Raw genomic sequence first — 23,098 nt, 5'->3', positions numbered from 1 at the left:
ACTCCGCTCATCAGGAAAGCCTGTCCGCCGCGGGGCAGAACAAGAACAAGGGCAAAAGACCGATGGCTGCCGACAAACAGAATTTGCAGGACGCATTTCTCAACCACGTCCGAAAGACCAAGGTGCCGGTGACGATCTTCCTGATCAACGGCGTCAAGCTTCAGGGCGTGATCACGTGGTTCGACAATTTCTGCGTGCTGCTGCGCCGGGACGGACAGTCCCAGCTTGTGTACAAACACGCGATTTCAACCATCATGCCGTCCCAGCCCATCAACCTCTACGACGGTGAGGATTGAGTTCCGGCGGATTTGAGGATCACAGCCCCCGGGTGACGCGCGCCTGGGTGCTGCATCCCGACATCGCAAGCGATAAGGACCGGCGCGCCCCCGGCCCCGCGCTGGAGGAGGCTGTCGCGCTCGCCGCCGCCCTGCCGGATATCGACGTGGTCGGCCATGAGGTCGTGTCGCTTCCAAAGGCGCGGCCGGGGCTCTTGTTCGGATCGGGCAAGATAGAAGAGTTGCGCGAACGGCTGTCACAGGCCGAGGTCGAACTGGTCCTGATCGACGGGCCAGTCACGCCTGTTCAGCAGCGCAACCTTGAACGGGACTGGAAGGTCAAGATCCTCGACCGGACCGGCCTGATCCTGGAAATCTTCGCCGACCGCGCCCGCACACGGGAAGGCGTGCTTCAGGTGGAACTGGCCGCGCTGTCCTATCAGCGCACGCGGCTGGTGCGCGCATGGACCCACCTGGAGCGGCAGCGCGGCGGGCTTGGCTTCGTCGGCGGCCCCGGCGAGACGCAGATCGAGGCCGACCGCCGCGCCATCGACGAGGCGATCACACGGATCCGGCGGCAGTTGTCGAAGGTGGTCAAGACCCGAGACCTGCACCGCGCGGCGCGGCGTAAGGTGCCCTTCCCTGTGGTGGCGCTGGTAGGCTACACCAATGCGGGCAAGTCCACGCTCTTCAACCGGATGACCGGGGCGGAGGTGCTGGCCAAGGACATGCTCTTTGCCACGCTCGACCCGACGATGCGGGCGGTTGCGTTGCCCACCGGGCTAAAGGTCATCCTGTCCGACACGGTGGGCTTTATCTCCGACCTGCCCACGCAGCTTGTCGCCGCTTTCCGCGCCACGCTGGAGGAGGTGCTGGAGGCCGACCTTATCCTCCATGTCCGCGACATCGCCCATGACGAGACCGAGGAGCAGGCCGCCGATGTCCGGACCATCCTCGACGATCTTGGCGTCATGCGCGACACCCCGTTGATCGAGGTCTGGAACAAGACGGACCTTCTGCCTGCAGACCGCCGTGAGGCGATTGCGGCGGTGGCAACGCGCCACGACCACATCGTGACCTTGTCGGCCTGGACCGGCGAGGGGATGGAGCCACTGCTGGAAGCGATCACCGCGGCGCTGGACGAAACGCGAGAGCGTCGGGTGCTGACCCTGCCCTATTCGGAGGGGCGCAAGCGGGCCTGGTTGTTCGAGCAGGGCATTGTCGAAGGCGAAGAACAGGTCGAAGATGGCTATCGCCTGACCGTCAACTGGACCGCCCGGCAGGAACAGCGATTCAAGGGCCTGTCGGAAAACCCTTGAGGCGCCTGCGGGAGCCGCACACCCTTGTCATCCCGGGAAAGTTGTGCCTTGCCGCACAGGGTTGCGTCCAGCAGCGTAAATACAGGTTCAAGCAGCAAGACAGCTGGGATTCCGTGTGCAGGATCAGGTCGACGACTTGACCCACGACGATAACGCCAATTACAATTTTAATAGTTTGGAACTCGTTTTTGGGGAATGAAATGAAGCTTTTGCTGCCCGCATTGGGCCTCGCGGCGATGATGGCCGTTCCGTCCTACGCCGAGACTGTGACCATGACTTTTGATGAGGTCACCGGCGATTACACGCCCTTCGACGACTCGATCGGCGACAGCACCTATGTCGATGTGACGAACCGCACCCGTGACGGGTATGCGAACGCGACGGTCTACGAAGAACATGTCGAGCATTGGACGACCGGCTATTCGGAGCTTGTCGACGTCGCCTACGCCTCTGCCGACGGAAACGTGGGCGAGCTTCAGTTCGATGTCGATGCCGGCTACCAGATCACGTTCGATGCTTTCGACTTCGGCAACTATCGTAGCGGTGTAACGCCCCGCGATGCGAGCTTCCGCATCTACGACAGCGCGTGGAACATCGTCTGGCAGCAGGACATCGTCGATCATACCGGAACGTCGGTCACCCTGACGCCGGGCGTCACTCTGACCGGAACCGCCTATTTCCAGTGGGGCACCGACTGGGATATCGGAATCGACAATTTCGTCTACACCTCGGAGGTGGGGGCCCCTGCGGTGCCGCTTCCGGCAGCTCTGCCGCTGCTGCTGGCCGCATTTGGTGGCCTCGGGCTGGTTGCACGTCAGCGCCACGCATGATCGCACGCCGGTTTCGCGACGCCGGCTAAAGAGCTTTCACAACACCCGGTGCGTCCCGCGCGCCGGGTGATTGTTTATCATATCTTCCCCAGTTGCCTGCGCCGCCTCACTCCAAAACGCGAAAAACCTTGTCGCGCGACGTCTGCCCCCGGATCAGTTCCAGCCGCGACTTCGGAACGCCGACTGCCTTGGCCAGCAGCTTGACGACCGCGGCATTGGCCTTGCCGCCCTCCGGCACGGTGGTGACATAGACGCGCACCTGCCCCTCCTCCACCACAACCCGGTTGCGCGAGGCTTTCGGCGTCACGCGAACGGAAATCTCGGTACCGGGGTCGGCCAGATGGGCAAGATCGCACATGGCATGTTGCTGTCCGATCAGGCGGCCGGGGTCAAGCGGGGTTGAACCGCGCGCCGCGATGGCCGACATCAGGACAAGGTAAACGGAGATAAGCATGCCCACCCCACGTCCCGAGGTGCTGGACTTCCTGCTCACCCGCCGCTCGCGCCCGGCAAAGACGCTGAGCCTGCCGGTGCCCACGCGCGATGAGTTGATCCCAATCCTCACTGCCGCCGCGCGCAGTCCCGATCATGGCAAGCTGGAACCCTGGCGCTTCATCGTGCTTGAGGCCCCGGCCCTGCGCCGCCTTGCCGGTTTGGTGCAGGAACGGGGGCCTGCATTGGGCCAGACGCCCGAGGCCATCGCGAAAGCGGCAAAAGCCTATGAAGATGGCGGGCTGTGCGTGGCCGTGATCGCGTCCCCGAAACCTTCCGACAAGATCCCGGAAATCGAACAGACCTATTCCGCCGGGGCGGTCTGCCTTGCGCTTTTGAATGCCGCGCTGGCGGCGGGCTGGGGGGCGAACTGGCTGTCGGGCTGGCCCTCCCATGATCGCGGCTTCGTCGAAACCGGCCTTGGGCTGGCCCCGTCCGAACAGGTCGCCGGGCTGATCTTCATCGGCACCGAAACCACGGCCCCGCCGGAACGGCCACGACCCGATCTGAACGCAATCACCGAATGGGTGTCGGAATGATCCTTACTGCCTTTCTGAAAACGCTTGGCCAGATCGGCGACCGCGCCTTCCGCAGGGTTCTGTTCCTGGGCATCGGGTTGAGCGTGCTTCTGCTCGCCGCGATCTATGCGCTGGTGTTCTTCCTGATCGGCTGGTTCGTGCCCGACACCTTCACCCTGCCCTGGATCGGCGAGGTGCATTGGGTTGACGAGATCCTCTCCGGCGCGTCGTTCCTGCTGATGATCGTGATGTCGGTCTTCCTGATGGTGCCGGTCGCCTCGGCCTTTACCGGCATCTTCCTCGACGACGTGGCCGAGGCCGTGGAGGCGCGTCATTACCCCGGTCTGCCGGAACCGCACGCCATACCGATCACCGACCAGATCATGGACAGCATCGGCTTCCTCGGCGTGCTGATCGGGGTGAACCTTGTCGCGTTGGTCCTGTATTTCTTCGTCGGGCCGCTAGCCCCCTTCCTGTTTTGGGCGGTGAACGGCTTCCTTCTGGGCCGCGAATATTTCCAGATGGCGGGCATGCGTCGGTTGGGCCGCAAGGGCGCGCGAGAGTTGCGCAAGCGGCATAGCCTGACGATCTTCGCTGCCGGGCTTTTGATGGCGGTGCCGCTGACCTTCCCGCTGGTGAACCTCGTGATCCCGATTCTGGCGGCGGCGGTCTTCACCCATATCGTCAACGGGCTGGCGGCGCGCGATCCCGTTGCCGCCTGAGCCCTCCGCCCCGGACCTGATCCGGGGCGGGGTCTTGAGATCAGACCTGTTCCAGCTCGACCAGCGTCCCGTTGAAATCCTTGGGATGCAGGAACAGCACCGGCTTGCCGTGGGCGCCGATCTTGGGTTCGCCCGTGCCCAGCACGCGGGCGCCCTGATCCTTCAGCTTGTCGCGCGCGGCAAGGATATCGTCCACCTCGTAGCAGATATGGTGGATACCGCCGGAGGGGTTCTTTTCCAGAAACCCCTTGATCGGGCTGGCATCGCCCAGCGGATACAGAAGTTCGATCTTGGTGTTGGGCAGTTCGATGAAGACCACGGTCACGCCATGGTCGGGCTCATCCTGCGGGGCACCGACCTTGGCCCCCAGCGTGTTGGCATATTGCGCCGACGCGGCGTCGAGGTCCGGCACGGCAATGGCGACATGGTTCAGGCGGCCGATCATGGGTCTTTCCTTTCGTGGCGGTTTGCTGGGTTATCGACCGTGCCTCAATGCAGCGCAAGCCTTCAGGACAGTTCGGGGTCCGCCGCGACCAGAACGGGGCGCGTCAGGTCGCTCAACCGTTCGATCTGCCGGCCCGCCGCGTCGAAATTCGATGGTGCCAGCCAGCGGCTATAGGCGGCCTTCAGTGCGGGCCATTCCGCATCGATCGCAGCAAACCATGCGGTGTCGCGATTGCGCCCCTTGGCCACCGAATGCTGCCGGAAGATGCCCTCATAGCTGAGCCCGAACCTTTGCGCCGCCCGGCGAGAGGCCATGTTCAGCGTGTTGCACTTCCATTCCACCCGCCGATATCCCGCCTCGAACGCCCAGCCGACCAGCAGGGTCACGGCCTCGGTCGCGGCGGGGGTACGCTGCAAGGCTTTCGAGAAATTCACATGCCCGATCTCGATGGAGCCCGCCTGCGGCTGGATTCGCAGATAGCTCAATACCCCCGTGCACAGGCCGCTCTGCCGATCACGGACGGCGAAGAACACCGGGTCGTCATGGGAGGTGACGCCTGTCATCCAGTCCTCGAAACTCTCCAGCGACGCGAACGGCCCGTATGGCAGGTAGTGCCAGATCGACGCGTCCGCGGAATTGGCCAGGTGCAGGTCTGCCGCATGCCGCTCTGCCGACAGCGGCTCCAGCACGGCGCACCGCCCGTCAAGGGTCTGCCGCGCCGGCCACACGGGCGCGGTCCAGTCGGGCACGGGGGCCCCGAGCGGTTGAGCCTTCGTCATGCAACCTGTCCTTCGCTTCCTTGTCCCGGGCCGTTGCTGTCACTTTCCGCGGCCAACCGAAAGCGGATTCGGCGGCCCCGCATGCCCGCCGTCAAGGAAAGGAATTGAAATCCCCGCCTTGTTCTCATATTGTTCCAGTTGGAGCAGCAAGGGAAATCCGCCAATATGTTGGATATGGGCGCATCGGCGGCACAAGACCTGCAAGATTTCCTAGGCGAGGACCGGTTTGCCACCGTTCTGGCGGACCCGCCATGGCGGTTCATCAACCGCACGGGAAAGGTCGCGCCGGAACACAAGCGGTTGTCGCGCTATCCGACCCTGACGGTCGAGGAAATCTGCGCCCTGCCTGTGGCCGACCATCTGGAAGACCGCGCCCATTGCTATCTGTGGGTGCCCAACGCGCTCTTGCCAGAGGGCTTGCAGGTGCTGACCGCCTGGGGGTTCGAATACAAATCGAATATCGTCTGGCACAAGATCCGCAAGGATGGCGGGTCGGACGGGCGCGGCGTGGGGTTCTACTTCCGCAATGTCACGGAACTTCTGCTGTTCGGTACGCGGGGCAAGAACGCCCGCACGCTGGCGCCCGGTCGGCGGCAGGTAAACATGGTACAGACCCGCAAGCGCGAACATTCCCGTAAACCCGACGAACAATACGCGTTGATCGAGGACTGTTCCTGGGGCCCCTATCTGGAGCTTTTCGGCCGCGGTATTCGCAAGGGCTGGACGGTCTGGGGCAATCAGGCGGATGCCGATTACAAGCCCGACTGGAAGACCTACGCCTACAACTCAGGCATCGCCGCCGAATAGGTCGCGCGGCGTCGGGGCCGGGGGCAGGTCAGCCTCGGACAACAGGCTTTCGGGCATTCCGATCAAAAGCAGCGGACAGGGATTTCCCACACCACGCGCCACGCGCGCCTCAAGCTTGCGCCAATGGGTCGAGGCCGGGCCATATTTGCTGGCCACGAAGGCGCGGGCGAAGGCCTCAGCAAAGGGCATGCCGCGGGCCACGGCGCGCGCCACGGTCTGGCGCTGGGCCCGGGTGCGTTCGGCGATCCCCAACCGGTCAAGATCGTCTTCAGACGCCAGCCCGTTTGCCTCCATCCATGCGGTGATGCGTGGCAGAAACGCCTCCTGCATAGACGCGCCGCGGGTCACGACGATCCCGACCGAGATGGCCGAAAGCGCATGCAGCCGCTGGAAATTCTCAAGATCGCGGTCAAAGAACGGGTCCTTGTTGTTCCATTCGATCTCAAGCGCCAACGTCCCTGCCGTGCCGAAGCGGACATGGTCGACTTCATGGCTGATCGCCTCGCGCTCGATCCCGTCGACCATCGTCCTGACGGCAAAGCTGTGCTTGGCCCAGCCCATATCGGCCAGACTGTGGCGCAACCGCTGGGTCTGGCCGCTTTCCCCGCCGCCGCCGCCCACGATCTCGGCCAGCGCGATGCGATGGGCCAGAAGCGCCTGCACCAGTTCCGCCGTCTCTGCGGGGAAGTCGTGGGCAAGGATCGCCCCCGCATGGTTGCGGGTCAGGACGTCGAAGCCCCGCTCCCGCAACGCGGCCAGCATCAATCCTCCTGCGGGATGACGCGCAGGTTCAACTCGCGCAACTGTTCGTTCGACGGCATGGTCGGCGCGCCCATCATCAGGTCTTCGGCCCGCTGGTTCATCGGGAACATGATGACCTCGCGGATGTTCACCTGGTCGGCCAAGAGCATCACGATGCGGTCGATACCGGCAGCACACCCACCGTGGGGCGGCGCGCCGAAGCGGAAGGCGTTGACGAGGCTGGGGAAGCGTTCGCGCACCTCGCCCTCGGTATAGCCGGCAAGGCTGAACGCCTTGAACATCGTGTCCAGCCGGTGGTTTCGGATCGCGCCCGACACCAGTTCATAGCCGTTGCAGGCAAGGTCGTACTGATAGCCCAGCACGTTCAGCGGATCGCCCTCCAGCGCCTCCATCCCCCCTTGCGGCATGGAGAACGGGTTATGGCTGAAATCGATATCGCCGGTCTCGTCATCCCTTTCGTACATCGGGAAATCGACGATCCACGCAAAGGCGAACCGATTTTGCTCGGTCAGCTTCAGCTCTTCGCCGATCACGTTGCGCGCACGCCCCGCGACGGCCTCGAACGAAGAGGGCTTCCCACCGAGGAAGAACGCCGCATCGCCCTTGCCGAGTTTCAGTTGCTGGCGGATCGCCTCCGTCCGTTCCGGCCCGATATTCTTGGCCAGCGGCCCGGCGGCCTCCATCCCGTTGTCGCCATCGCGCCAGAAGATGTAGCCCATACCGGGCAGCCCTTCCTTCTGGGCGTAGCTGTTCATCCGGTCGCAGAACTTGCGCGACCCGCCGCCGGGGGCCGGGATGGCGCGGATTTCCGTCCCTTCCTGCTCCAGCAGCTTGGCGAAGATGGCAAAACCGCTGCCGCGGAAATGTTCGCTGACATCCTGCATCTTGATCGGGTTGCGCAGGTCGGGCTTGTCCGTGCCGTACCATTTCGCGGCATCGGCATAGGAAATCTGCGGCCAGTGCTTGTCGACGGTGTGGCCGCCGCCGAATTCCTCGAAGATGCCCTCGATCACCGGCTGGATCGTGTCGAACACGTCCTGCTGGGTGGCAAAGCTCATCTCCATGTCGAGCTGGTAGAAATCGGTGGGCGAGCGGTCGGCGCGGGGGTCCTCATCCCGGAAGCAGGGGGCGATCTGGAAATACCGGTCGAAGCCCGACACCATGATCAACTGCTTGAAGATCTGGGGCGCCTGCGGCAGCGCGTAGAACTTGCCCGGATGCAGACGCGAGGGCACGAGGAAGTCGCGCGCGCCTTCGGGGCTCGACGCGGTGATGATCGGCGTCTGGTATTCGCGGAACCCCTTGTCCCACATCCGCCGCCGGATCGAGGCGACAACGTCGGAGCGCAGCTTCATGTTGTCCTGCATCACCTCGCGCCGCAGGTCGAGATAGCGGTAACGCAGGCGGGTTTCCTCGGGATACTCCTGATCGCCGAAGACCATCAGCGGCAATTCCTCGGCCTGGCCCAGAACCTCCATGTCGCGGATGAAGATCTCGATCTCGCCGGTCGGGATCTTGGGGTTGATCAGGCTTTCATCGCGGGCCTTCACCTCGCCGTCGATCCGGATGCACCATTCGGCGCGGACCTTTTCAACCTCGGCAAACACCGGGCTGTCGGGATCGGCCAGAACCTGCGTCACGCCGTAATGGTCGCGCAGGTCGATGAACAAAATGCCCCCGTGGTCGCGCACGCGATGCACCCAGCCCGACAGGCGCACGGTTTCGCCCACATGGGCTTTGGTCAGATCGGCGCAGGTATGGCTGCGAAAGGGGTGCATGGGCCGGGTCCTCTGGCACGTGAAAAGGTCCGGGCCGATACACCGTCGATGGGCGCGGAAGTCAAGGGCGTGCGCAAGATATCCCTCGGCGGGGCGCTTTCCGGTGACGTGCCGCCGTCGCCTGCAACAGTGTGCTACGCGGGCTCAAGGGGCGTCAGCCCAATCGCGCCAACGACGGGCCGACCGCACGGCCCGCCGATCACGCGGCATTGCATCGTGTCACGGTCTGCCGCTCAGCCCCGCGAAATCTCGAACCGGCAGACCGGGCTGCCGCTTGCGGTGCATTTCGTCTCGTGCGTTCGAAGCCGCTTGTCGACCAGTGTCTGGAACAGCGTGTCGAACACCGCCTCGTGCCAGCCGCAGATCGGGTGCGGCGCGCTTTCGCCGCGGATCAGCGGATTGTCCCGCAATTCGAACACCAGCGGGCGGGTCGAGATCACGGTGAATTCCCCGGACCCGGCGAAGGTCCAACTGTGCTTGGCGATGGCCTTGGCCAGCATCGGCCCCGACAAGAAGGCCGGCAGCGCCTTGAGCACCCGCTGGGCCGGTGCCGGGATACGATGTGCAAGGATGTATTCCCCCGTGCGTGCCCCGGCCTCTCTCAAAAGGTCGGGCGCACGTTGGGGAAGGCGGCGGCGCAGCGCGCGATGCATCGCGGCGGCCGGACCCTCATCCATCAGGCCGGCGTCGGACGGGGGCGCATCAAGGCCCGCCGCATGCATCATCTCGTCGCGCAGCGCCGCGCCACCCGCCGTCTCCAGCACAGGGAGAAGCTGGAGCACGGCATTCGGTCCGATCCGGCCCTCATGGCCGGATTGGGTGTCTTTCATCAGGCGTCTTCCATCTGCTGGTCGCCGCCGCCGCAGACGCGCACGTCAGCCGCCGCATCGCCCTGGGGCATCTTGAAGCTGTCATCCTTGGACTGGCGCCGGGCCTTGGCCTGGGCGGCGCGGTCGGCGTTGGACTCCCAGTCCTCGACCTGCGCCTTGGCGGGCTTGCGGGACATGTCGAAGTCAAACTTGACCTTGTCCTTCGACTGCGGCCCCCAGTAGTTGTTCTTGCCAAGGTCGTAGAAGGTCCGGCCAACACCGGCCTTGAGGAACGCCTTCAGGCAGCCCAGCAGGTAACGACGGCGGAACCCGGTGCCGCGCCACGGATAGTGGAACAGCGCCTTGCGCATGTAGAACCGGCGATAGTTGTTCATCGTGCGGTCCAGAAGTTCCGCGCGGTCCATCGCCTCGGGCTTCATGATCGGGTTCACGAAGTTGTAGCGGGAGTAGTCGAACACCTCGACCTTGTTGTGCAGCTCCTGGAAGAGCGGCGTGAACGGCCACGGCGTGTACATCGCCCAGTTGGCGAGGTCGGGCTGCCAGTCCCAGCAGAGCTGGAAGGTCTCTTCCAGCGTCTCCGGGGTTTCGTTGTCGAGCCCGACGATGAACTGCGCCTCGGTCAGGATGTCGGCGTCGCGCAGCAACTGGATCGCGCGCTTGTTGTCCTCGACGCGGGTTTCCTTGTTGAACTGGTCGAGTTTGAGCTGCGCCGCGGCCTCGGTCCCCAGCGAGATGTGGACCAGACCCGCCTTGCGGTAGAACGGCAGAAGCTCCTCGTCGCGCAGGATGTCGGTCACCCGCGTGTTGATGCCCCATTTCACCTTGTCGGGCAGACCGCGGTCGATCAGTTCCTGACAGAAGGCGATGAACTTCTTGCGGTTGATGGTCGGTTCCTCGTCGGCGAGGATGAAGAAGCCGATATCGTGCTTCTCGACCAGTTCCTGGATCTCGTCGACCACCAGTTTCGGGTCACGGATGCGGTAGTCGCGCCAGAACTTCCACTGCGAGCAGAAGGAGCAGGTGAACGGACAACCGCGCGCCATGTTCGGGATCGCAACCCGGCAGTTCAGGGGCTCATAGATGTATTTCTTCCACTCAAGGATATCCCAGTCGGGCTTGATGGAATCGACGTCCTTGACCGTGGGCGCCGCGGCGGTCGAGATGATCTCGTCCCCATCAAGGAAGGCAAGGCCCTTGATGTCCCGGCGGCAGTCCGGCCAGTTACCGTCGCGCACAGCGTTCATCAGTTCGACGATGATTTCCTCGCCCTCGCCCCGGCAGATCACGTCGATCCACGGCGCCTCGGACAGGACCTGCTTGAACATGAAGGTGGCGTGGATGCCGCCAAGCACGCGCAGCGCGTTCGGGACTTCTTCCTTCGCGATTTCCAGCGTGCGTTCGGCCGCATAGATCGAAGGCGTGATCGAGGTGGTTGCGACCACGTCGGGCTGCAGCGTCTTGAGCTGCGCGCGCAGGTCGTCCTCGGTCAGGTTATCCGTCATCGCGTCGACGAAGTGGATGTCGTCATACCCTGCCCGCCGCAGAGAGCCGGTCAGATACGCGACCCAGGCCGGCGGCCAGGTTCCGGCGATCTCGGCCCCGCCAGAGCGGTAGTTGGGATGGACAAAGCAAATTCGCATGGATCGACTCCCCGTGATTTGCGGGCGAACATGACACATTGCCTGTCAAGCCAACTTGACACATGTCAAATCGGTGTAAGGAATGTCGGGCGGCCCTTGGTGGCCTTTTCCGCCGTCCCGAACAGCCCTCTTTTTCGCGAAGTCTTTACAGTTGCTCGGGCATACCCCCGGGCGACGCTGGCGGACGGGCAAGGAAGGGCAATCCCTTGAACGACAGACGATCCCTTGTGCTGGGCCTGCTTTGCCTTGGCCTCTGGTCGGCGGTCGTCCTGCATCGCGTCTGGGGCAACTGGGCCGACGATCTTGCGGCGGTCTATATGGCAGGCCACATGATAGCGACGGGGCGACCGGAACTTGTCTACGTGGTCTCCGCCGACAGCTTCGTGAACACCACGCCGAAGGTCTGGCAGGCCGATCTTCAGGCCCTTGGCGCGGGCAAGCAGCCTGCGTTCCCCTATATCTACCCGCCCCTCTGGGCGGTCCTCGTTGCCCCGCTGACAAAAATCATGGGCCCGCTTGCCTTCTTCAACCTCGCGGCCACGATCCTGATTCCGATGCTGGGGTTCGGCGTCTGGCTGGCCTGGCGTCTTGTCCGTAGGGCCGTGGCGATCCCGTTCTGGCAATGGGGCCTGTTCTCGGCCCTGCTGCTGCAGACCGGCGTGATTCCGGCCTTTGCGCTGGACCTGATGCAGCCACAAATCGCGGTGGCCGTCCTGTGCCTGCTGGCGGTGGAGCGGATGGCGTATGGGCGCGACAGGGCGGCCGGGCTTGCGCTTGCGGTGGCCACCGCGCTCAAGCTGACACCGGCCGCATTGCTGTTGATCTTTCTCATTGAACGCAGGTGGCGAGCCATCGCCGCATTTGCGCTGGCCACGGCCGGGTTCTGCGGGGGAAATCTGTTGCTCGTCAGTCCCGCGCTGAACGCGGCCTTCCTCGACACGCTGTCGACGATTCGCGGCACCATGGTGCTGAGCGGGGTGAACTTCTCGGCCAATTCGGCGCTTTACGGCCTGTTCTATGCTACCGGCCTGATCCCGCCAAATGACAGCGCCATGACGAATGCACTCGTCCACAACCCGCCGGCCCTGATCGGCCTGATCTCGAAGACGGCGCTTCTTGCCCTGCTGGCGGCATCGCTGGCGGCCGCCCGGCGCATCGCCGCGGCCTGGCGGCCGGTCTTCCTGCTGTTTCAACTGACTCTGCTTCTGGGTCTCTTCGGGCCGTTCAGTTGGGCCCACTATTTCCTGCTGCAGGTTCTGCTTGCCCCGGCCATGCTGGCGCTACCGAACCCCGCCCTGCGCCTGTCCCTGGCGTTTGCGACGCTTTGTTTCGGCAGCGTCGTGGCCCTGGTCAAACTGCAGAACCTTCCCCTGCCCGGGATAACGGCGGCCTCGGTCGCCGTGGGAACGCTGCTGTTGCTGGGGCTTGTCGTTACGCGCATGGCCGCCCGAACATCACCACGGCCCTTCCCGGGCGAGTGAGCCCTTGCACCCCAAACGCGCTTGGCTATAACCCGCAGCAATTTGCCATTCCGGGGGACGGCCCAATGCCGAAAAGAACCGATATCAAATCCATCATGATCATCGGCGCGGGCCCCATCATCATCGGGCAGGCCTGCGAATTCGACTATTCCGGCGCTCAAGCCTGCAAGGCGCTGAAGGAGGAAGGCTACCGGGTCATCCTCGTCAACTCCAACCCCGCCACGATCATGACCGATCCGGGGCTGGCCGATGCCACCTATATCGAGCCGATCACCCCCGAGGTCGTCGCCAAGATCATCGAGAAAGAGCGCCCCGACGCGCTGTTGCCCACGATGGGCGGGCAGACCGGCCTGAACACCTCGCTGAAGCTTGCCGATATGGGCGTGCTGCACAAATTCGGGGTGGAACTGATCGGCGCCAACCGCGCCGCCATCGAAATGGCCGAGGACCGCAAGCTGTTCCGCGAGGCGATGGACCGGATCGGGCTGGAAAACCCCAAGGCCACCATCGCCAACAACATGGAAGAGTGCATGGCCGCGCTGGAACATGTGGGCCTGCCCGCGATCATCCGCCCGGCCTTCACCCTTGGCGGCACCGGCGGCGGGGTCGCGTACAACCGCGAGGAGTTCGAGCATTTCTGCCGGACGGGCCTTGATGCCTCCCCGGTCGACCAGATCCTGATCGACGAAAGCCTTCTGGGTTGGAAGGAGTTCGAGATGGAGGTCGTCCGCGACAAGGCGGACAACGCGATCATCGTCTGTTCGATCGAGAATGTGGACCCGATGGGGGTGCATACCGGCGATTCCATCACCGTGGCCCCGGCACTGACGCTGACCGACAAGGAATACCAGATGATGCGCAACGGCTCTATCGCCGTGCTGCGCGAAATCGGGGTCGAAACCGGCGGGTCGAACGTGCAATGGGCGGTCAACCCCGCCGACGGCCGGATGGTCGTGATCGAGATGAACCCGCGGGTGTCGCGGTCGTCCGCCCTGGCCTCCAAGGCCACAGGGTTTCCGATTGCCAAGATCGCCGCGAAGCTGGCGGTCGGCTACACGCTGGACGAGCTGGACAACGACATCACCAAGGTGACGCCTGCCAGCTTTGAACCCACCATCGACTATGTCGTGACGAAAATCCCGCGCTTTGCGTTCGAGAAATTCCCCGGCGCCAAGCCGGAACTGACCACCGCGATGAAATCGGTGGGCGAGGCGATGGCCATCGGCCGAACCGTGCATGAGTCCTTCCAGAAGGCGCTGGCCTCGCTGGAAACCGGGCTGACGGGCTTCGACGAGATCGACATCGACGGCGCGCCCGACAAGGCGCAGATCGTTGCCGCCCTGTCGAAACAGACGCCGGACCGGCTTCGGACCATCGCGCAGGCCATGCGCCACGGGATGTCGGATGACGAGATTCAGGCCGTCACCCATTTCGATCCGTGGTTCCTGGCCCGTATCCGCGAAATCGTGGACGCCGAGGATATCGTCCGCAAGGACGGACTGCCCGTGACCGAGGATGGCTTGCGCCGCCTCAAGATGCTGGGCTTCACCGATGCACGGCTGGCCACGCTGACTGGCCGGGACGAGGATCAGGTGCGCCGCGCCCGCCAGAATTTGGGCGTGACCGCCGTTTTCAAACGCATCGACACCTGCGCGGCAGAGTTCGAGGCGCAGACACCCTACATGTATTCGACCTATGAGACCCCGGTCATGGGCGATGTGGAATGCGAAGCGCGCCCGTCCGACCGAAAGAAGGTCGTGATCCTGGGCGGCGGGCCGAACCGGATCGGACAGGGGATCGAGTTCGACTATTGCTGTTGTCATGCCTGTTTCGCCCTGACCGATGCGGGGTACGAGACGATCATGATCAACTGCAACCCCGAGACGGTCTCCACCGACTACGACACCTCGGACCGGCTCTATTTCGAGCCGCTGACCTTCGAGCATGTGATGGAGATCCTCAGGGTCGAGAAATCCCATGGCACGCTGCATGGCGTGATCGTGCAGTTCGGTGGCCAGACGCCGTTGAAGCTCGCCAATGCGCTGGAGGCGGAAGGCATCCCGATCCTCGGCACCTCGCCTGACGCCATCGACCTGGCCGAGGACCGGGAACGGTTCCAGGCGCTCGTGCACAAACTGGACCTGAAACAGCCCAAGAACGCCATCGCCGCGTCGGCGGAAGAGGCATTGAACGCCGCCGAAAGCATCGGCTTCCCGCTTGTGATCCGCCCGTCCTACGTTCTGGGCGGCCGTGCGATGGAAATTGTCCGCGACATGGGCCATCTGGAACGCTACATCGCCGAGGCGGTCGTGGTCTCCGGCAAGTCACCCGTGCTTCTGGACAGCTATCTCTCCGGCGCAACCGAGGTGGATGTAGACGCGCTCTGCGACGGCAAGGCCGTGCATGTGGCCGGCGTGATGCAGCATATCGAGGAAGCGGGCGTTCATTCCGGCGACAGCGCCTGTTCGCTGCCGCCCCACAGCCTGCCCAAAGACATCGTGGAACAGTTGAAGCACCAGACCGAGGCGCTGGCACTGGCCCTTGGGGTCGTCGGCCTGATGAACGTGCAATTCGCGGTCAAGGACGGCGAGATCTATCTGATCGAGGTGAACCCGCGCGCCAGCCGCACCGTGCCCTTCGTGGCCAAGGCGACCGACAGTGCCATCGCCTCTATCGCCGCGCGGCTGATGGCGGGAGAGACGCTGTCGGCCTTCCCCATGCGCCCGCCCTACCCCGCCGATGCCGACCCCGACACGCCGCTGCCGCTGGCCGACCAGATGTCGCTGGCCGACCCGAACATGCCGTGGTTCTCGGTGAAAGAGGCGGTGATGCCCTTTGCCCGCTTCCCCGGCGTCGACACGCTGCTGGGGCCGGAGATGCGCTCCACCGGCGAGGTCATGGGCTGGGACCGCTCCTTCCCGCGCGCATTCCTCAAGGCGCAACTGGGGGCGGGCACGGATCTGCCGAATGCGGGCAACGTGTTCTTCTCGATCAAGGATGCCGACAAGACGCCGGAGCTTGCCGAGACCGCGCGCCTGTTGATCGATCTGGGCTTTTCGATCCTCGCCACCCGCGGCACGGCAGCCTTCCTTGCCGAAAACGACATCGCGGCGGACGTTGTGAACAAGGCCTATGAGGGCGGCCGCACCATCGTCGACGTCATGAAGGACGGGTTGGTGCATCTGGTGATCAACACCACCGAAGGGGCGCAGGCGGTGTCCGACTCCCGCTCCATGCGCGCCGTCGCCCTGATGGACCGGATCCCCTATTTCACCACCGCCGCCGCGGCCCATGCCGCCGCGCTGGCGATGAAATCCCGCGAGGACGGTGAAATCGGCGTGCGGAGCTTGCAGGGGTGAGGCCGAGAGATAAGGCTGGAAGCTGATCGTCCTCCTAGGCGCCAGCAATGGCTTTGACCGAACAGGTCGCGATATATATAACCGGGGCAGATTCTTCTTATCGCGGGATACTATCCTTCAATCATTCAGGGTATTCGGCCCGGTCTGCGGGGTTTCCTTGTCAGAATCGCTAATCTCCCGCAAAATACGGGGTGATGTTTGTTGGTTGCCGCGTGTTTTCTGGTGACTACTTCTTGAAGCGCTTGTTTGCAAACCTCACCTTTTGGGATTGCCATGCCAGACGCTGTTCGCGCCGAGACAACTGAGGACGGCCTAGAAATCGTACTCACCCCCCTCCAACTCGCAGCACTTCTGGAAGGGGAGACGATCGAAGAAGAAGCTACCCTTTCAACGCGTCTTTGGGGCGTTGCAGGAGCTTTGTTTGGCGCGGTTGAACTCATTGGTGGGGCCGCACTCCTCCTTGTCCCCGAGCCCACAACGGTAACCAAGATCGCCGGTGGAACACTTGCCCTGCATGGCGCCGATACCATCGGCACGAACGTCTACCAGGTGGTGAGTGGAAAGACACGAATGACGCTCACAGCGCAGACGGCAACCGCTGCGGCCGAATTGATGGGCGCCGATGAAAAAAATGCGCGGACCGTCGGACTCGTCGTCGATATTGCCGTTCCGCTGGCGGCGGGTTTTGCAGGAATGCTTCGGGCGGCCGCGATCCGCGGTGGCACCATCACGCTGAAAGCCTCAGAAAAGGCCGGGGGGCATGCCATCGCGCGCCACGTCGGAAAGAGCGACGCTGAGTTGCTGCAGCGCCTTTCACAACAGCGGCGCATTCGGGCCGCATCGACCTTCCGGACGCTGAGCGAAGCGGAGAAAGCAGTCGCCGCCTGCCTAAGGCAGAACAAGGCGGCAATTCAGACTTGGGCAAAGACTGCGTCTGTCGGAGAACCTCATGGTTTCGAGGTCGCACTTGGAAAAGTAATCGGGCGGGGAGTGGTGCGGGGATCGCAAACCGCACAGGAAATGTCCAAGATCCGCGTGGTGCTGAAGAAGGAGATCGTCGGCAACAAACCCTATTTCATCCTAACAGCCTTTCCGATTCCATGAGCGACTACCCCGAACTCCAAACACTCATATCGGGGTGGTTCCATCAGGATTTCGATATCGAAGGCGAAACCGTCCCAGAAATCGTTGCGGCCTATGCACGAAGCGTTCCGGCATCGCGCCATGTCGCGCTGATCGAGGAAATCGATTCGTTCATCAGAGACAATGCCGATGGGCTCGATATGGCCTTTGAGAAGGCATTCTCACCCGACATCGACGCAAGAGCGTTCAGCGGTTCCACGCTCAATTTCCTGTCCGACGTCAAGGCGCAACTCCGTTAGGGAAGAACTACGCTCTTGAAGAAGTCGTAATTCCGACGGATCGGACTCGCCGCGTTCACATCACGCAACGTTCCGCGCCTCTCAAAAATGCGTGTTTTTGACGCAGTTGAGCCGCTGTGCTAACCTTTTTTGAACGTCCGCGCAACAATCTTGCGCAACGGAGGTTCAGATGGATCAGTACCCACCCTATACCCGAGCCGAGCGCCGCTCCGATGCGGTTGTTCATGTGACCGGCCTTGCCGTCGTTGCGATGGGCGTGCCGGTCCTGATGGTCCTTGCGATCCTGTTCCGGGGCGACGGCGCCGCGATCCTCGGCATCACCGTCTACGGGCTTGCGCTTTTCGCGATGATCGGGTTCTCGGCGCTCTATCACATGGTGCAGCATGCCCGCTGGACGCCGATCTTCCGGCGCCTCGACCATGCCGCCATCTACTGGAAGATCGCCGGCACCTATACGCCGTTCACCCTGCTGTCGGGCGGTCAGGGCGCCACGCTGGTGGCGGGCCTTTGGGCCGCGGCCTTGACGGGAACCGGCCTGCGCGTCTTCGTGCCCAACCGGTTCAAGGCGCTGAACATGACCCTTTACCCCGCCATGGGATGGGCCGGGACCATCGCGGGTTGGAGCCTGTTTGCAACCCTGTCCCCCGCGGTCATGACACTGATCGTCACGGGCGGCGTACTTTATACCGTCGGCATGATGTTCTTCCTTTGGGAAAAGCTGCCCTATCACAACACGATCTGGCATATCTTCGTTCTGGTCGCCTCCGTCGTTTTCTTCGCGGCCGTGACGACCCACGTGATCCAGACGGCCTGACGCGACGAATTCGCTTACGCCGCTGCGCGCACCTGTTGCTATACTGGGGCGGGAGGCGATGCGATGCGGACAGTCCTTGGGATCGTGACGGTGGTGCTTGCGGCGGCGGCGCTGTGGGGTCTCAGCCGCGACTTGCTGCCACCGAAGGAAATGCGGCTTGCGGCGGGCGCGCCCGGCAGCGGCTATCATGCCATCGCCGAACGCTATCGCGACATCCTTGCCCGGGACCGGATCACGCTGGTCATCGCCGAAAGCTCCGGCTCCATCGAAAACGCTGCGCTGCTGGCCGCCGGAGCCGTCGACGCCGCCCTTCTGCAAGGCGGTGTGGACGCGCCGAACGATGTGGAATCGCTGGGCGCCGTGTTTGTCGAACCGATGTTCTTCTTCACCAGGCCCCGCGCCGACCTGCCCGGCAATCCGGGGCTGTGGCGCGGCGTGACCATCGCGACAGGCGCACCGGGATCCGGCACCGCCGCCGCCTTTGACGGGTTGGAACACGCCCTTGGCCTGGCACCGGGCGCGGTAACCCGCATCGCGCTAAGCGGCAGTGAGGCGGCAGACGCGCTATTGGCCGACGCGGTCGATATGGCCGTCTTCGTCGCGCCCGTCGATGCGCCCTATCTGGCACCGCTCTTTCAGGACGATGCGGTTCGGCTTCTGCCGCTTGACCATGTGACGGCGCTGTCGCGGCGGATGCGCCAGACGCAGGTGATCACCGTGCCAGCCGCGGCCATCAGTTTCGATCCGGTCGTGCCACCGGTGGATGTGCAGATGCTGGGCATGGTGGCGCATCTGGTGGCCCGGGACGATCTGCACCCGTCACTGGTCGACCGCCTGGTCGAGGCCGCACGCGAGGTTCATTCCGGTGCCGACGCGATCACCCGGGCGCGGGACTTTCCCGCAGCCGATGATGGCCCGTTGCCCATCGACGCCTATGCCCGCACCCTGATCGAGGAAGGCCCAAGCCGGTTGCAGGACGTGCTGCCCTATTGGGTCGTGGCCCAGATCAACCGGTTCGCAATCCTGCTGCTGCCGCTGGTGTTCATCGTCGTGCCGCTCTTGCGAACGTTGCCCGGCGTTTATGGCTGGCAGATGCGGCGGCGGGTGTTCCGCCACTATCCCGCGATCCGCGCCATCGACATGCAGGCGCGCACCGCCCGGTCGGTCGAAGAACTGAAGGACCTTGAGGCGCAGCTTGAACGGATCGATGTCGATGTCGCCCGGCTGACCCTGCCCCCGCCCTATCGCGACCGGGCCTATACCGCGCAACTGCATATCGATCTTGTCCGGCAAAGGATCGAAATGCGGATGGATCGGCTGAAAGCAGCCGATCCAGTTTGAAATTTGGCCCAATTGTGGCATGATCCCGCGCATTCGGGGGCGGAGTACAATCCGGACGAACCGGCGCCGCCCCGGCAGAGAGGCAGTGAAATGAGAACACTCGCGATTGCAGCCATTCTGGCTGCGTTGTCCGTTCCCGCGTCGGCAGGGCCAATTGAGCGCGCCTGCCTGCAATCGGACCGGCCGGGGGCGTCGCGCGGGCTGTGCGGCTGCATTCAGGAAGTGGCCGACCTGACGCTCAGCCGTGGCGATCAGAATCGGGCGGTCAAGTTCTTCCGTGACCCGCATCAGGCGCAAGAAGTACGCCAGTCCGACCGCCGCAGCGATGAACGGTTCTGGCAGCGCTACAAGAAATTCGGCGCGACCGCCGCGAATTATTGCGGCTAGTCCAATGGGCGGCGCGCGTCAGGTCTATGCGCCGCTGAACACGCTGAAGGCCCTGTCGCAAACCCTGTGGATTGCGGATGGACCCTTGATCCCGTTCTACGGGATGCCGTTTCCGACCCGGATGACTGTTGTTCGGCTGACCCACGGGGAGGTGTGGCTGCATTCCCCGACTGCCCCTGATGAACGGCTGATTGCCGAGGTTCAGGCCCTGGGCCATGTCCGGTTCCTGATCGCGCCCAACGCCCTGCACTATGCATATCTGCCCGCATGGGCCGCGCGTTTTCCGAATGCCCAAGTCTATGCCGCCCCGGGCGTGGCCCGGCGGGCCGCCCGCCATGACGTCGATTTCCCGGTCCATACCCTGCTGGACGACCACGTGCCCGAGGGTTGGGCCGGGACCCTGCGACAAAAGCTGATCCCCGGCCACTTCTTCCTCAAGGAGGTCGTGTTCTTCCACGACCCGTCGCGCACGCTGATCCTGACCGACCTGATCGAGAATTTCGACACCGCCCGGATCGGGCCGCTGATGCGCCTTGGTACATGGATCGCCGGTACCCAGGCCCCCCACGGTCAAACCCCGCGGGACGCCCAGTTGACATGGTCCGACAAGGCCGCCGCGGCCCATGCCTTGCGCGAGGTTATCGCGTGGAAGCCGGAGCGCGTGGTTCTGGCACATGGCGATCTGATCGAGGACGATGTCGAGGCCCGGTTGCGGCACGCCTTTTCCTGGGCGCTCTGATCAATGGGACGGCTACACCGCCCCCGTGGCCCAGGCTTCGACCAGTTCACGTTGCAGCCGCCGCGATCGGGCGACCCAGTTGCGCCCGCCTTCGGGCCGATCCCGTTCATCCAGTGACAGTGTCGCGCGCCGGTCCATGTCTGCGGTAAAGATCGCAAAGGCCAGCTCACGGCCCGTCGCCGGGGTGATGTAGCCCGCAAGCGCCGAGACGAAATTCAGCGTCCCGGTCTTCGCCTTGATCCGAACGGGGTGATTGCGCAGCGGCTGGCCCTTCGCATCGCGCAGGTAGACCGGCTTCAGCAACTCCCGCAACTGCCCCGAGGGTGCCACCGCGACAAGGGCCCTGACCATCTCGATCGCCGAGATCCGCGACCCGTCGCCAAGGCCGGAATGATCGACAAAGCGCGCCTTGTGGGTGCCGGTCCGGCCCGCCAACCAGGCACTCATCGCCTGCGCCGAGTCCGGCAAGCTGGCCACGGCCGCGCCGCGCGCCAGCGTGGCGCTCAGCCCTACCGCCTCTGCCGTCATGTTGGTGGAGTATTTCAGCATGTCGCGCAGAACCGCGGCCAGGGGCGGGCTGTGGTTTTCCGCCAGCACCGTTCCGCGGGGCGCGACATCGGCGTCTTCCGGCGCGGGCAGCACGATCCCGTGGGACCGGGCCAGCGTCTGGAAGACCTCTGCACAGTAGACGGCGGGACGACGCACCGGCAGCCAGCGCGCCCCGCCGCTGCCCAGCGCCCCCTGCGCGACCGTCCACTCATCCACCCCGCCCTTGGAGGAATAGGTATAGACCGGCGCCGTGCGGTTCACGACCTGCATATGCGCCACGTTCACCCGGGGTGCATAGCGTTCGGCCCGCGCATCCATGGTGACGTCATAGCCCGCGCCCGCCCGTCGCCATTCGAAATGCACCCGGTTGAAATTCAGGTTCAACCCCGAGATCGCCGGGTTGTAGCCCACATGGGGCGGCTGCGTCGGATCGATCAGCGGCAGCCGCGGCAGGGCGCCGGCGTGATACAGGAACCGCCCCCGCACCTCGCGCAGGCCCGCCGCCTTCATCTGCGCGGCCAGATCGCCCAGCATGTCGGTATCAAGCGTCGGGTCCCCCCCGCCCACCAGAACCAGATCGCCGTCGAGGCGCCCGTTCTCCACCGGGCCGGTGGCAATCACGCGGGTGGCGAACCTGTGGTCCTGTCCCAGCGTCTCAAGCGCATAGATCGCGGTGATGGCCTTGGCGACCGAGGCCGGGGGCAGCCCCAGCAACGGGTTGCGCACCTGAAGGATCTCTCCGGTCGAGGCATCGGCCAAGGCAAAGGCCACCTTGCCCGACAGACCGGCCCGGTCGACCATCCAGGCCGTTTCGACCCGGCGGCGCAAATCCTCGGGCCGCGATACCGGTATCGGAGAGCGCAACAACGCCTCTGCCCCTGCGGCAGAGGCCGCACCGGCAAACAGGCCACCAAGGACGGTGCGCCGCGACCAGACCTGAACAGGCGCGCTCATGCGCGAAGTGAACCAGATCACCCCGACTCGAACAAGCCGGGAAAGTGTTAATTTTCAAGGGTGACGGGACCAGTCCCCCCGGGCCCGGATCTCCGTTGACGAGATGTCCACCATCGCCATGTTGACAAAGCACCACGCGGGCGGGGCGTGATCGATCAGGCCCGCCGCCTGCCGCCCGCGCAAACGGTAGCGCGAATAGGCAATGGCCGCCTTCGACCGTCGCGCCGCCACGCCCTGCCCCGGCCGCGCCAGAACGCCGACGGGCACGTTGTCGAGGATCCACTCCCACCGGTCCCAGCGGTGAAAGCCGGTCAGGTTGTCCGCCCCCATCAGCCACATGAACCGCACACCGGGATAAAGCGCCATCAGCTTGCCCAGCGTCGCAGCGGTGTGGCGCGTGCCGATCTTCGCCTCCAGATCGGTGATGACCACGCGCGGGTGCCGGCACACGGCCTTGGCCGCCGCGATCCGTCGCTCCATCGGCGCGGGACCCTCTGTCTTCAGCGGGTTACCGGGGCTGACCAGCCACCAGACCCGATCCAGCCGGAACCGCATCAACGCCTGCCGTGTGATATGCGCATGCCCCTCATGGGCCGGATCGAAAGACCCACCCAGAAGACCGATGCGCATGCCCGGCCGCGCCTTTGGAAAGCCCTGATACACGCGATACGGATGGCGTTACGGCCTGAACATGTCAACGAAAGATACCGGTCGCACCGTGCGTCATCTGGATCGCGGCGCCCGGCGCCCGCGACCAGAGCCGCGCAAAGCCCCCTCAAGAACGCGCATCGCAACAGTGGCCGCAGATTCCTTGGCCTGCGGTAAAGAAAAGGTTAACATTCACCACGTGCAAGGGAGGCTCCGGTCCATGAGCGGGGCGACACATTCATAAGGG

General features: G+C 64.2%; 23 protein-coding genes. 14 read left to right on the top strand and 9 right to left on the bottom strand.

What is annotated here, in order from left to right; all coding sequences use genetic code 11:
• The first annotated feature begins 62 nt into the window (after positions 1–62).
• The 3 genes from hfq to RGUI_RS19135 all read left to right on the top strand — a co-directional run bounded on the left by hfq (position 63) and on the right by RGUI_RS19135 (position 2,424).
• Complete coding sequence (hfq, locus tag RGUI_RS19145) at positions 63–296, top strand: RNA chaperone Hfq (RefSeq protein WP_081535796.1); 234 nt, start codon at positions 63–65, stop codon at positions 294–296.
• A 32-nt stretch (positions 297–328) separates the two neighbouring features.
• Positions 329–1,594 carry a GTPase HflX gene (hflX, locus tag RGUI_RS19140; RefSeq protein ID WP_253798629.1) on the top strand — a complete coding sequence of 422 codons (1,266 nt, stop codon included), beginning with the start codon at positions 329–331 and terminating at the stop codon, positions 1,592–1,594.
• A 200-nt stretch (positions 1,595–1,794) separates the two neighbouring features.
• Positions 1,795–2,424: a VPLPA-CTERM sorting domain-containing protein gene (locus RGUI_RS19135; protein WP_081535794.1), complete on the top strand. Its 630-nt coding sequence runs from the start codon at positions 1,795–1,797 to the stop codon at positions 2,422–2,424.
• Between the two features lie 106 nt (positions 2,425–2,530).
• Here RGUI_RS19135 and RGUI_RS19130 read toward each other — a convergent pair whose 3' ends face one another.
• Positions 2,531–2,782 carry a DUF167 domain-containing protein gene (locus RGUI_RS19130; protein WP_081536181.1) on the bottom strand — a complete coding sequence of 84 codons (252 nt, stop codon included), beginning with the start codon at positions 2,780–2,782 and terminating at the stop codon, positions 2,531–2,533.
• Between the two features lie 94 nt (positions 2,783–2,876).
• On the opposite strand from RGUI_RS19130, the gene RGUI_RS19125 reads away from it, so the two are divergent.
• Both RGUI_RS19125 and RGUI_RS19120 read left to right on the top strand, forming a co-directional pair.
• A complete protein-coding gene (locus tag RGUI_RS19125) occupies positions 2,877–3,455 on the top strand; it encodes a nitroreductase (protein ID WP_081535793.1) in 579 nt (192 codons plus the stop codon).
• Complete coding sequence (locus RGUI_RS19120) at positions 3,452–4,156, top strand: EI24 domain-containing protein (protein ID WP_081535792.1); 705 nt, start codon at positions 3,452–3,454, stop codon at positions 4,154–4,156. The genes RGUI_RS19125 and RGUI_RS19120 overlap by 4 nt, the downstream gene beginning before the upstream one ends.
• A 40-nt stretch (positions 4,157–4,196) precedes the next feature.
• Here the strand turns inward: RGUI_RS19120 and mce are convergent, their stop codons facing one another.
• Both mce and RGUI_RS19110 read right to left on the bottom strand, forming a co-directional pair.
• Entirely contained in the window at positions 4,197–4,601 is a 405-nt protein-coding gene (gene mce / locus RGUI_RS19115) for a methylmalonyl-CoA epimerase (RefSeq protein WP_081535791.1), read from the bottom strand.
• A gap of 62 nt (positions 4,602–4,663) precedes the next feature.
• A complete protein-coding gene (locus RGUI_RS19110; protein ID WP_081535790.1) occupies positions 4,664–5,380 on the bottom strand; it encodes a GNAT family N-acetyltransferase in 717 nt (238 codons plus the stop codon).
• Between the two features lie 174 nt (positions 5,381–5,554).
• On the opposite strand from RGUI_RS19110, the gene RGUI_RS19105 reads away from it, so the two are divergent.
• Positions 5,555–6,187, top strand: a complete 633-nt coding sequence (locus RGUI_RS19105; protein ID WP_081536180.1) for an MT-A70 family methyltransferase — start codon at positions 5,555–5,557, stop codon at positions 6,185–6,187.
• On the opposite strand, the gene RGUI_RS19100 is transcribed toward RGUI_RS19105, so the two are convergent.
• The 4 genes from RGUI_RS19100 to bchE all read right to left on the bottom strand — a co-directional run bounded on the left by RGUI_RS19100 (position 6,167) and on the right by bchE (position 11,197).
• A complete protein-coding gene (locus RGUI_RS19100; RefSeq protein WP_081535789.1) occupies positions 6,167–6,949 on the bottom strand; it encodes a BglII/BstYI family type II restriction endonuclease in 783 nt (260 codons plus the stop codon). The two genes, RGUI_RS19105 and RGUI_RS19100, sit on opposite strands and share 21 nt — an antisense overlap.
• Complete coding sequence (gene aspS / locus RGUI_RS19095; RefSeq protein WP_081535788.1) at positions 6,949–8,727, bottom strand: aspartate--tRNA ligase; 1,779 nt, start codon at positions 8,725–8,727, stop codon at positions 6,949–6,951. Before aspS ends, RGUI_RS19100 begins: the two co-directional genes overlap by 1 nt.
• A gap of 233 nt (positions 8,728–8,960) precedes the next feature.
• Positions 8,961–9,557, bottom strand: coding sequence for a bacteriochlorophyll 4-vinyl reductase (gene bchJ, locus RGUI_RS19090; RefSeq protein WP_081535787.1), 597 nt, complete (start codon positions 9,555–9,557; stop codon positions 8,961–8,963).
• Entirely contained in the window at positions 9,557–11,197 is a 1,641-nt protein-coding gene (gene bchE / locus RGUI_RS19085) for a magnesium-protoporphyrin IX monomethyl ester anaerobic oxidative cyclase (protein WP_081535786.1), read from the bottom strand. Before bchE ends, bchJ begins: the two co-directional genes overlap by 1 nt.
• A gap of 206 nt (positions 11,198–11,403) precedes the next feature.
• Between bchE and RGUI_RS19080 the strand changes: the two genes are divergently transcribed.
• The 8 genes from RGUI_RS19080 (at position 11,404) to RGUI_RS19045 (ending at position 20,700) form a co-directional block, all read left to right on the top strand.
• Positions 11,404–12,678 carry a glycosyltransferase family 87 protein gene (locus RGUI_RS19080; protein WP_172841205.1) on the top strand — a complete coding sequence of 425 codons (1,275 nt, stop codon included), beginning with the start codon at positions 11,404–11,406 and terminating at the stop codon, positions 12,676–12,678.
• Between the two features lie 65 nt (positions 12,679–12,743).
• Positions 12,744–16,037, top strand: a complete 3,294-nt coding sequence (gene carB, locus RGUI_RS19075) for a carbamoyl-phosphate synthase large subunit (RefSeq protein ID WP_081535784.1) — start codon at positions 12,744–12,746, stop codon at positions 16,035–16,037.
• A 273-nt stretch (positions 16,038–16,310) separates the two neighbouring features.
• Entirely contained in the window at positions 16,311–17,141 is an 831-nt protein-coding gene (locus RGUI_RS19070) for an RNase A-like domain-containing protein (RefSeq protein WP_081535783.1), read from the top strand.
• Positions 17,138–17,419, top strand: a complete 282-nt coding sequence (locus RGUI_RS19065; protein WP_081535782.1) for a contact-dependent growth inhibition system immunity protein — start codon at positions 17,138–17,140, stop codon at positions 17,417–17,419. The genes RGUI_RS19070 and RGUI_RS19065 overlap by 4 nt, the downstream gene beginning before the upstream one ends.
• 169 nt (positions 17,420–17,588) lie before the next feature.
• Positions 17,589–18,233: a hemolysin III family protein gene (locus tag RGUI_RS19060; protein ID WP_081535781.1), complete on the top strand. Its 645-nt coding sequence runs from the start codon at positions 17,589–17,591 to the stop codon at positions 18,231–18,233.
• A 63-nt stretch (positions 18,234–18,296) separates the two neighbouring features.
• Positions 18,297–19,574 (top strand): TAXI family TRAP transporter solute-binding subunit, encoded by a 1,278-nt coding sequence (locus RGUI_RS19055; protein WP_081535780.1) that lies wholly within the window; start codon positions 18,297–18,299, stop codon positions 19,572–19,574.
• A 90-nt stretch (positions 19,575–19,664) separates the two neighbouring features.
• The gene (locus RGUI_RS19050) at positions 19,665–19,961 is read left to right on the top strand and encodes a hypothetical protein (protein WP_081535778.1); all 297 of its coding nucleotides are present in this window, start codon (positions 19,665–19,667) and stop codon (positions 19,959–19,961) included.
• A gap of 4 nt (positions 19,962–19,965) precedes the next feature.
• Positions 19,966–20,700 carry a DUF4336 domain-containing protein gene (locus RGUI_RS19045; RefSeq protein WP_172841204.1) on the top strand — a complete coding sequence of 245 codons (735 nt, stop codon included), beginning with the start codon at positions 19,966–19,968 and terminating at the stop codon, positions 20,698–20,700.
• Positions 20,701–20,712: 12 nt separating this feature from the next.
• Here the strand turns inward: RGUI_RS19045 and dacB are convergent, their stop codons facing one another.
• Together dacB and RGUI_RS19035 are read right to left on the bottom strand one after the other, a co-directional pair.
• Entirely contained in the window at positions 20,713–22,203 is a 1,491-nt protein-coding gene (gene dacB, locus RGUI_RS19040) for a D-alanyl-D-alanine carboxypeptidase/D-alanyl-D-alanine-endopeptidase (RefSeq protein WP_081535775.1), read from the bottom strand.
• 54 nt (positions 22,204–22,257) lie between these two features.
• The gene (locus RGUI_RS19035) at positions 22,258–22,866 is read right to left on the bottom strand and encodes a nicotinate-nucleotide adenylyltransferase (protein WP_081535773.1); all 609 of its coding nucleotides are present in this window, start codon (positions 22,864–22,866) and stop codon (positions 22,258–22,260) included.
• Between the last annotated feature and the right edge of the window lie 232 nt (positions 22,867–23,098).

It is taken from the genome of Rhodovulum sp. P5, from assembly GCF_002079305.1.
Taxonomy (GTDB): Bacteria; Pseudomonadota; Alphaproteobacteria; order Rhodobacterales; family Rhodobacteraceae; genus Rhodovulum.
This window is presented reverse-complemented; position numbering and strand designations above follow the sequence as displayed.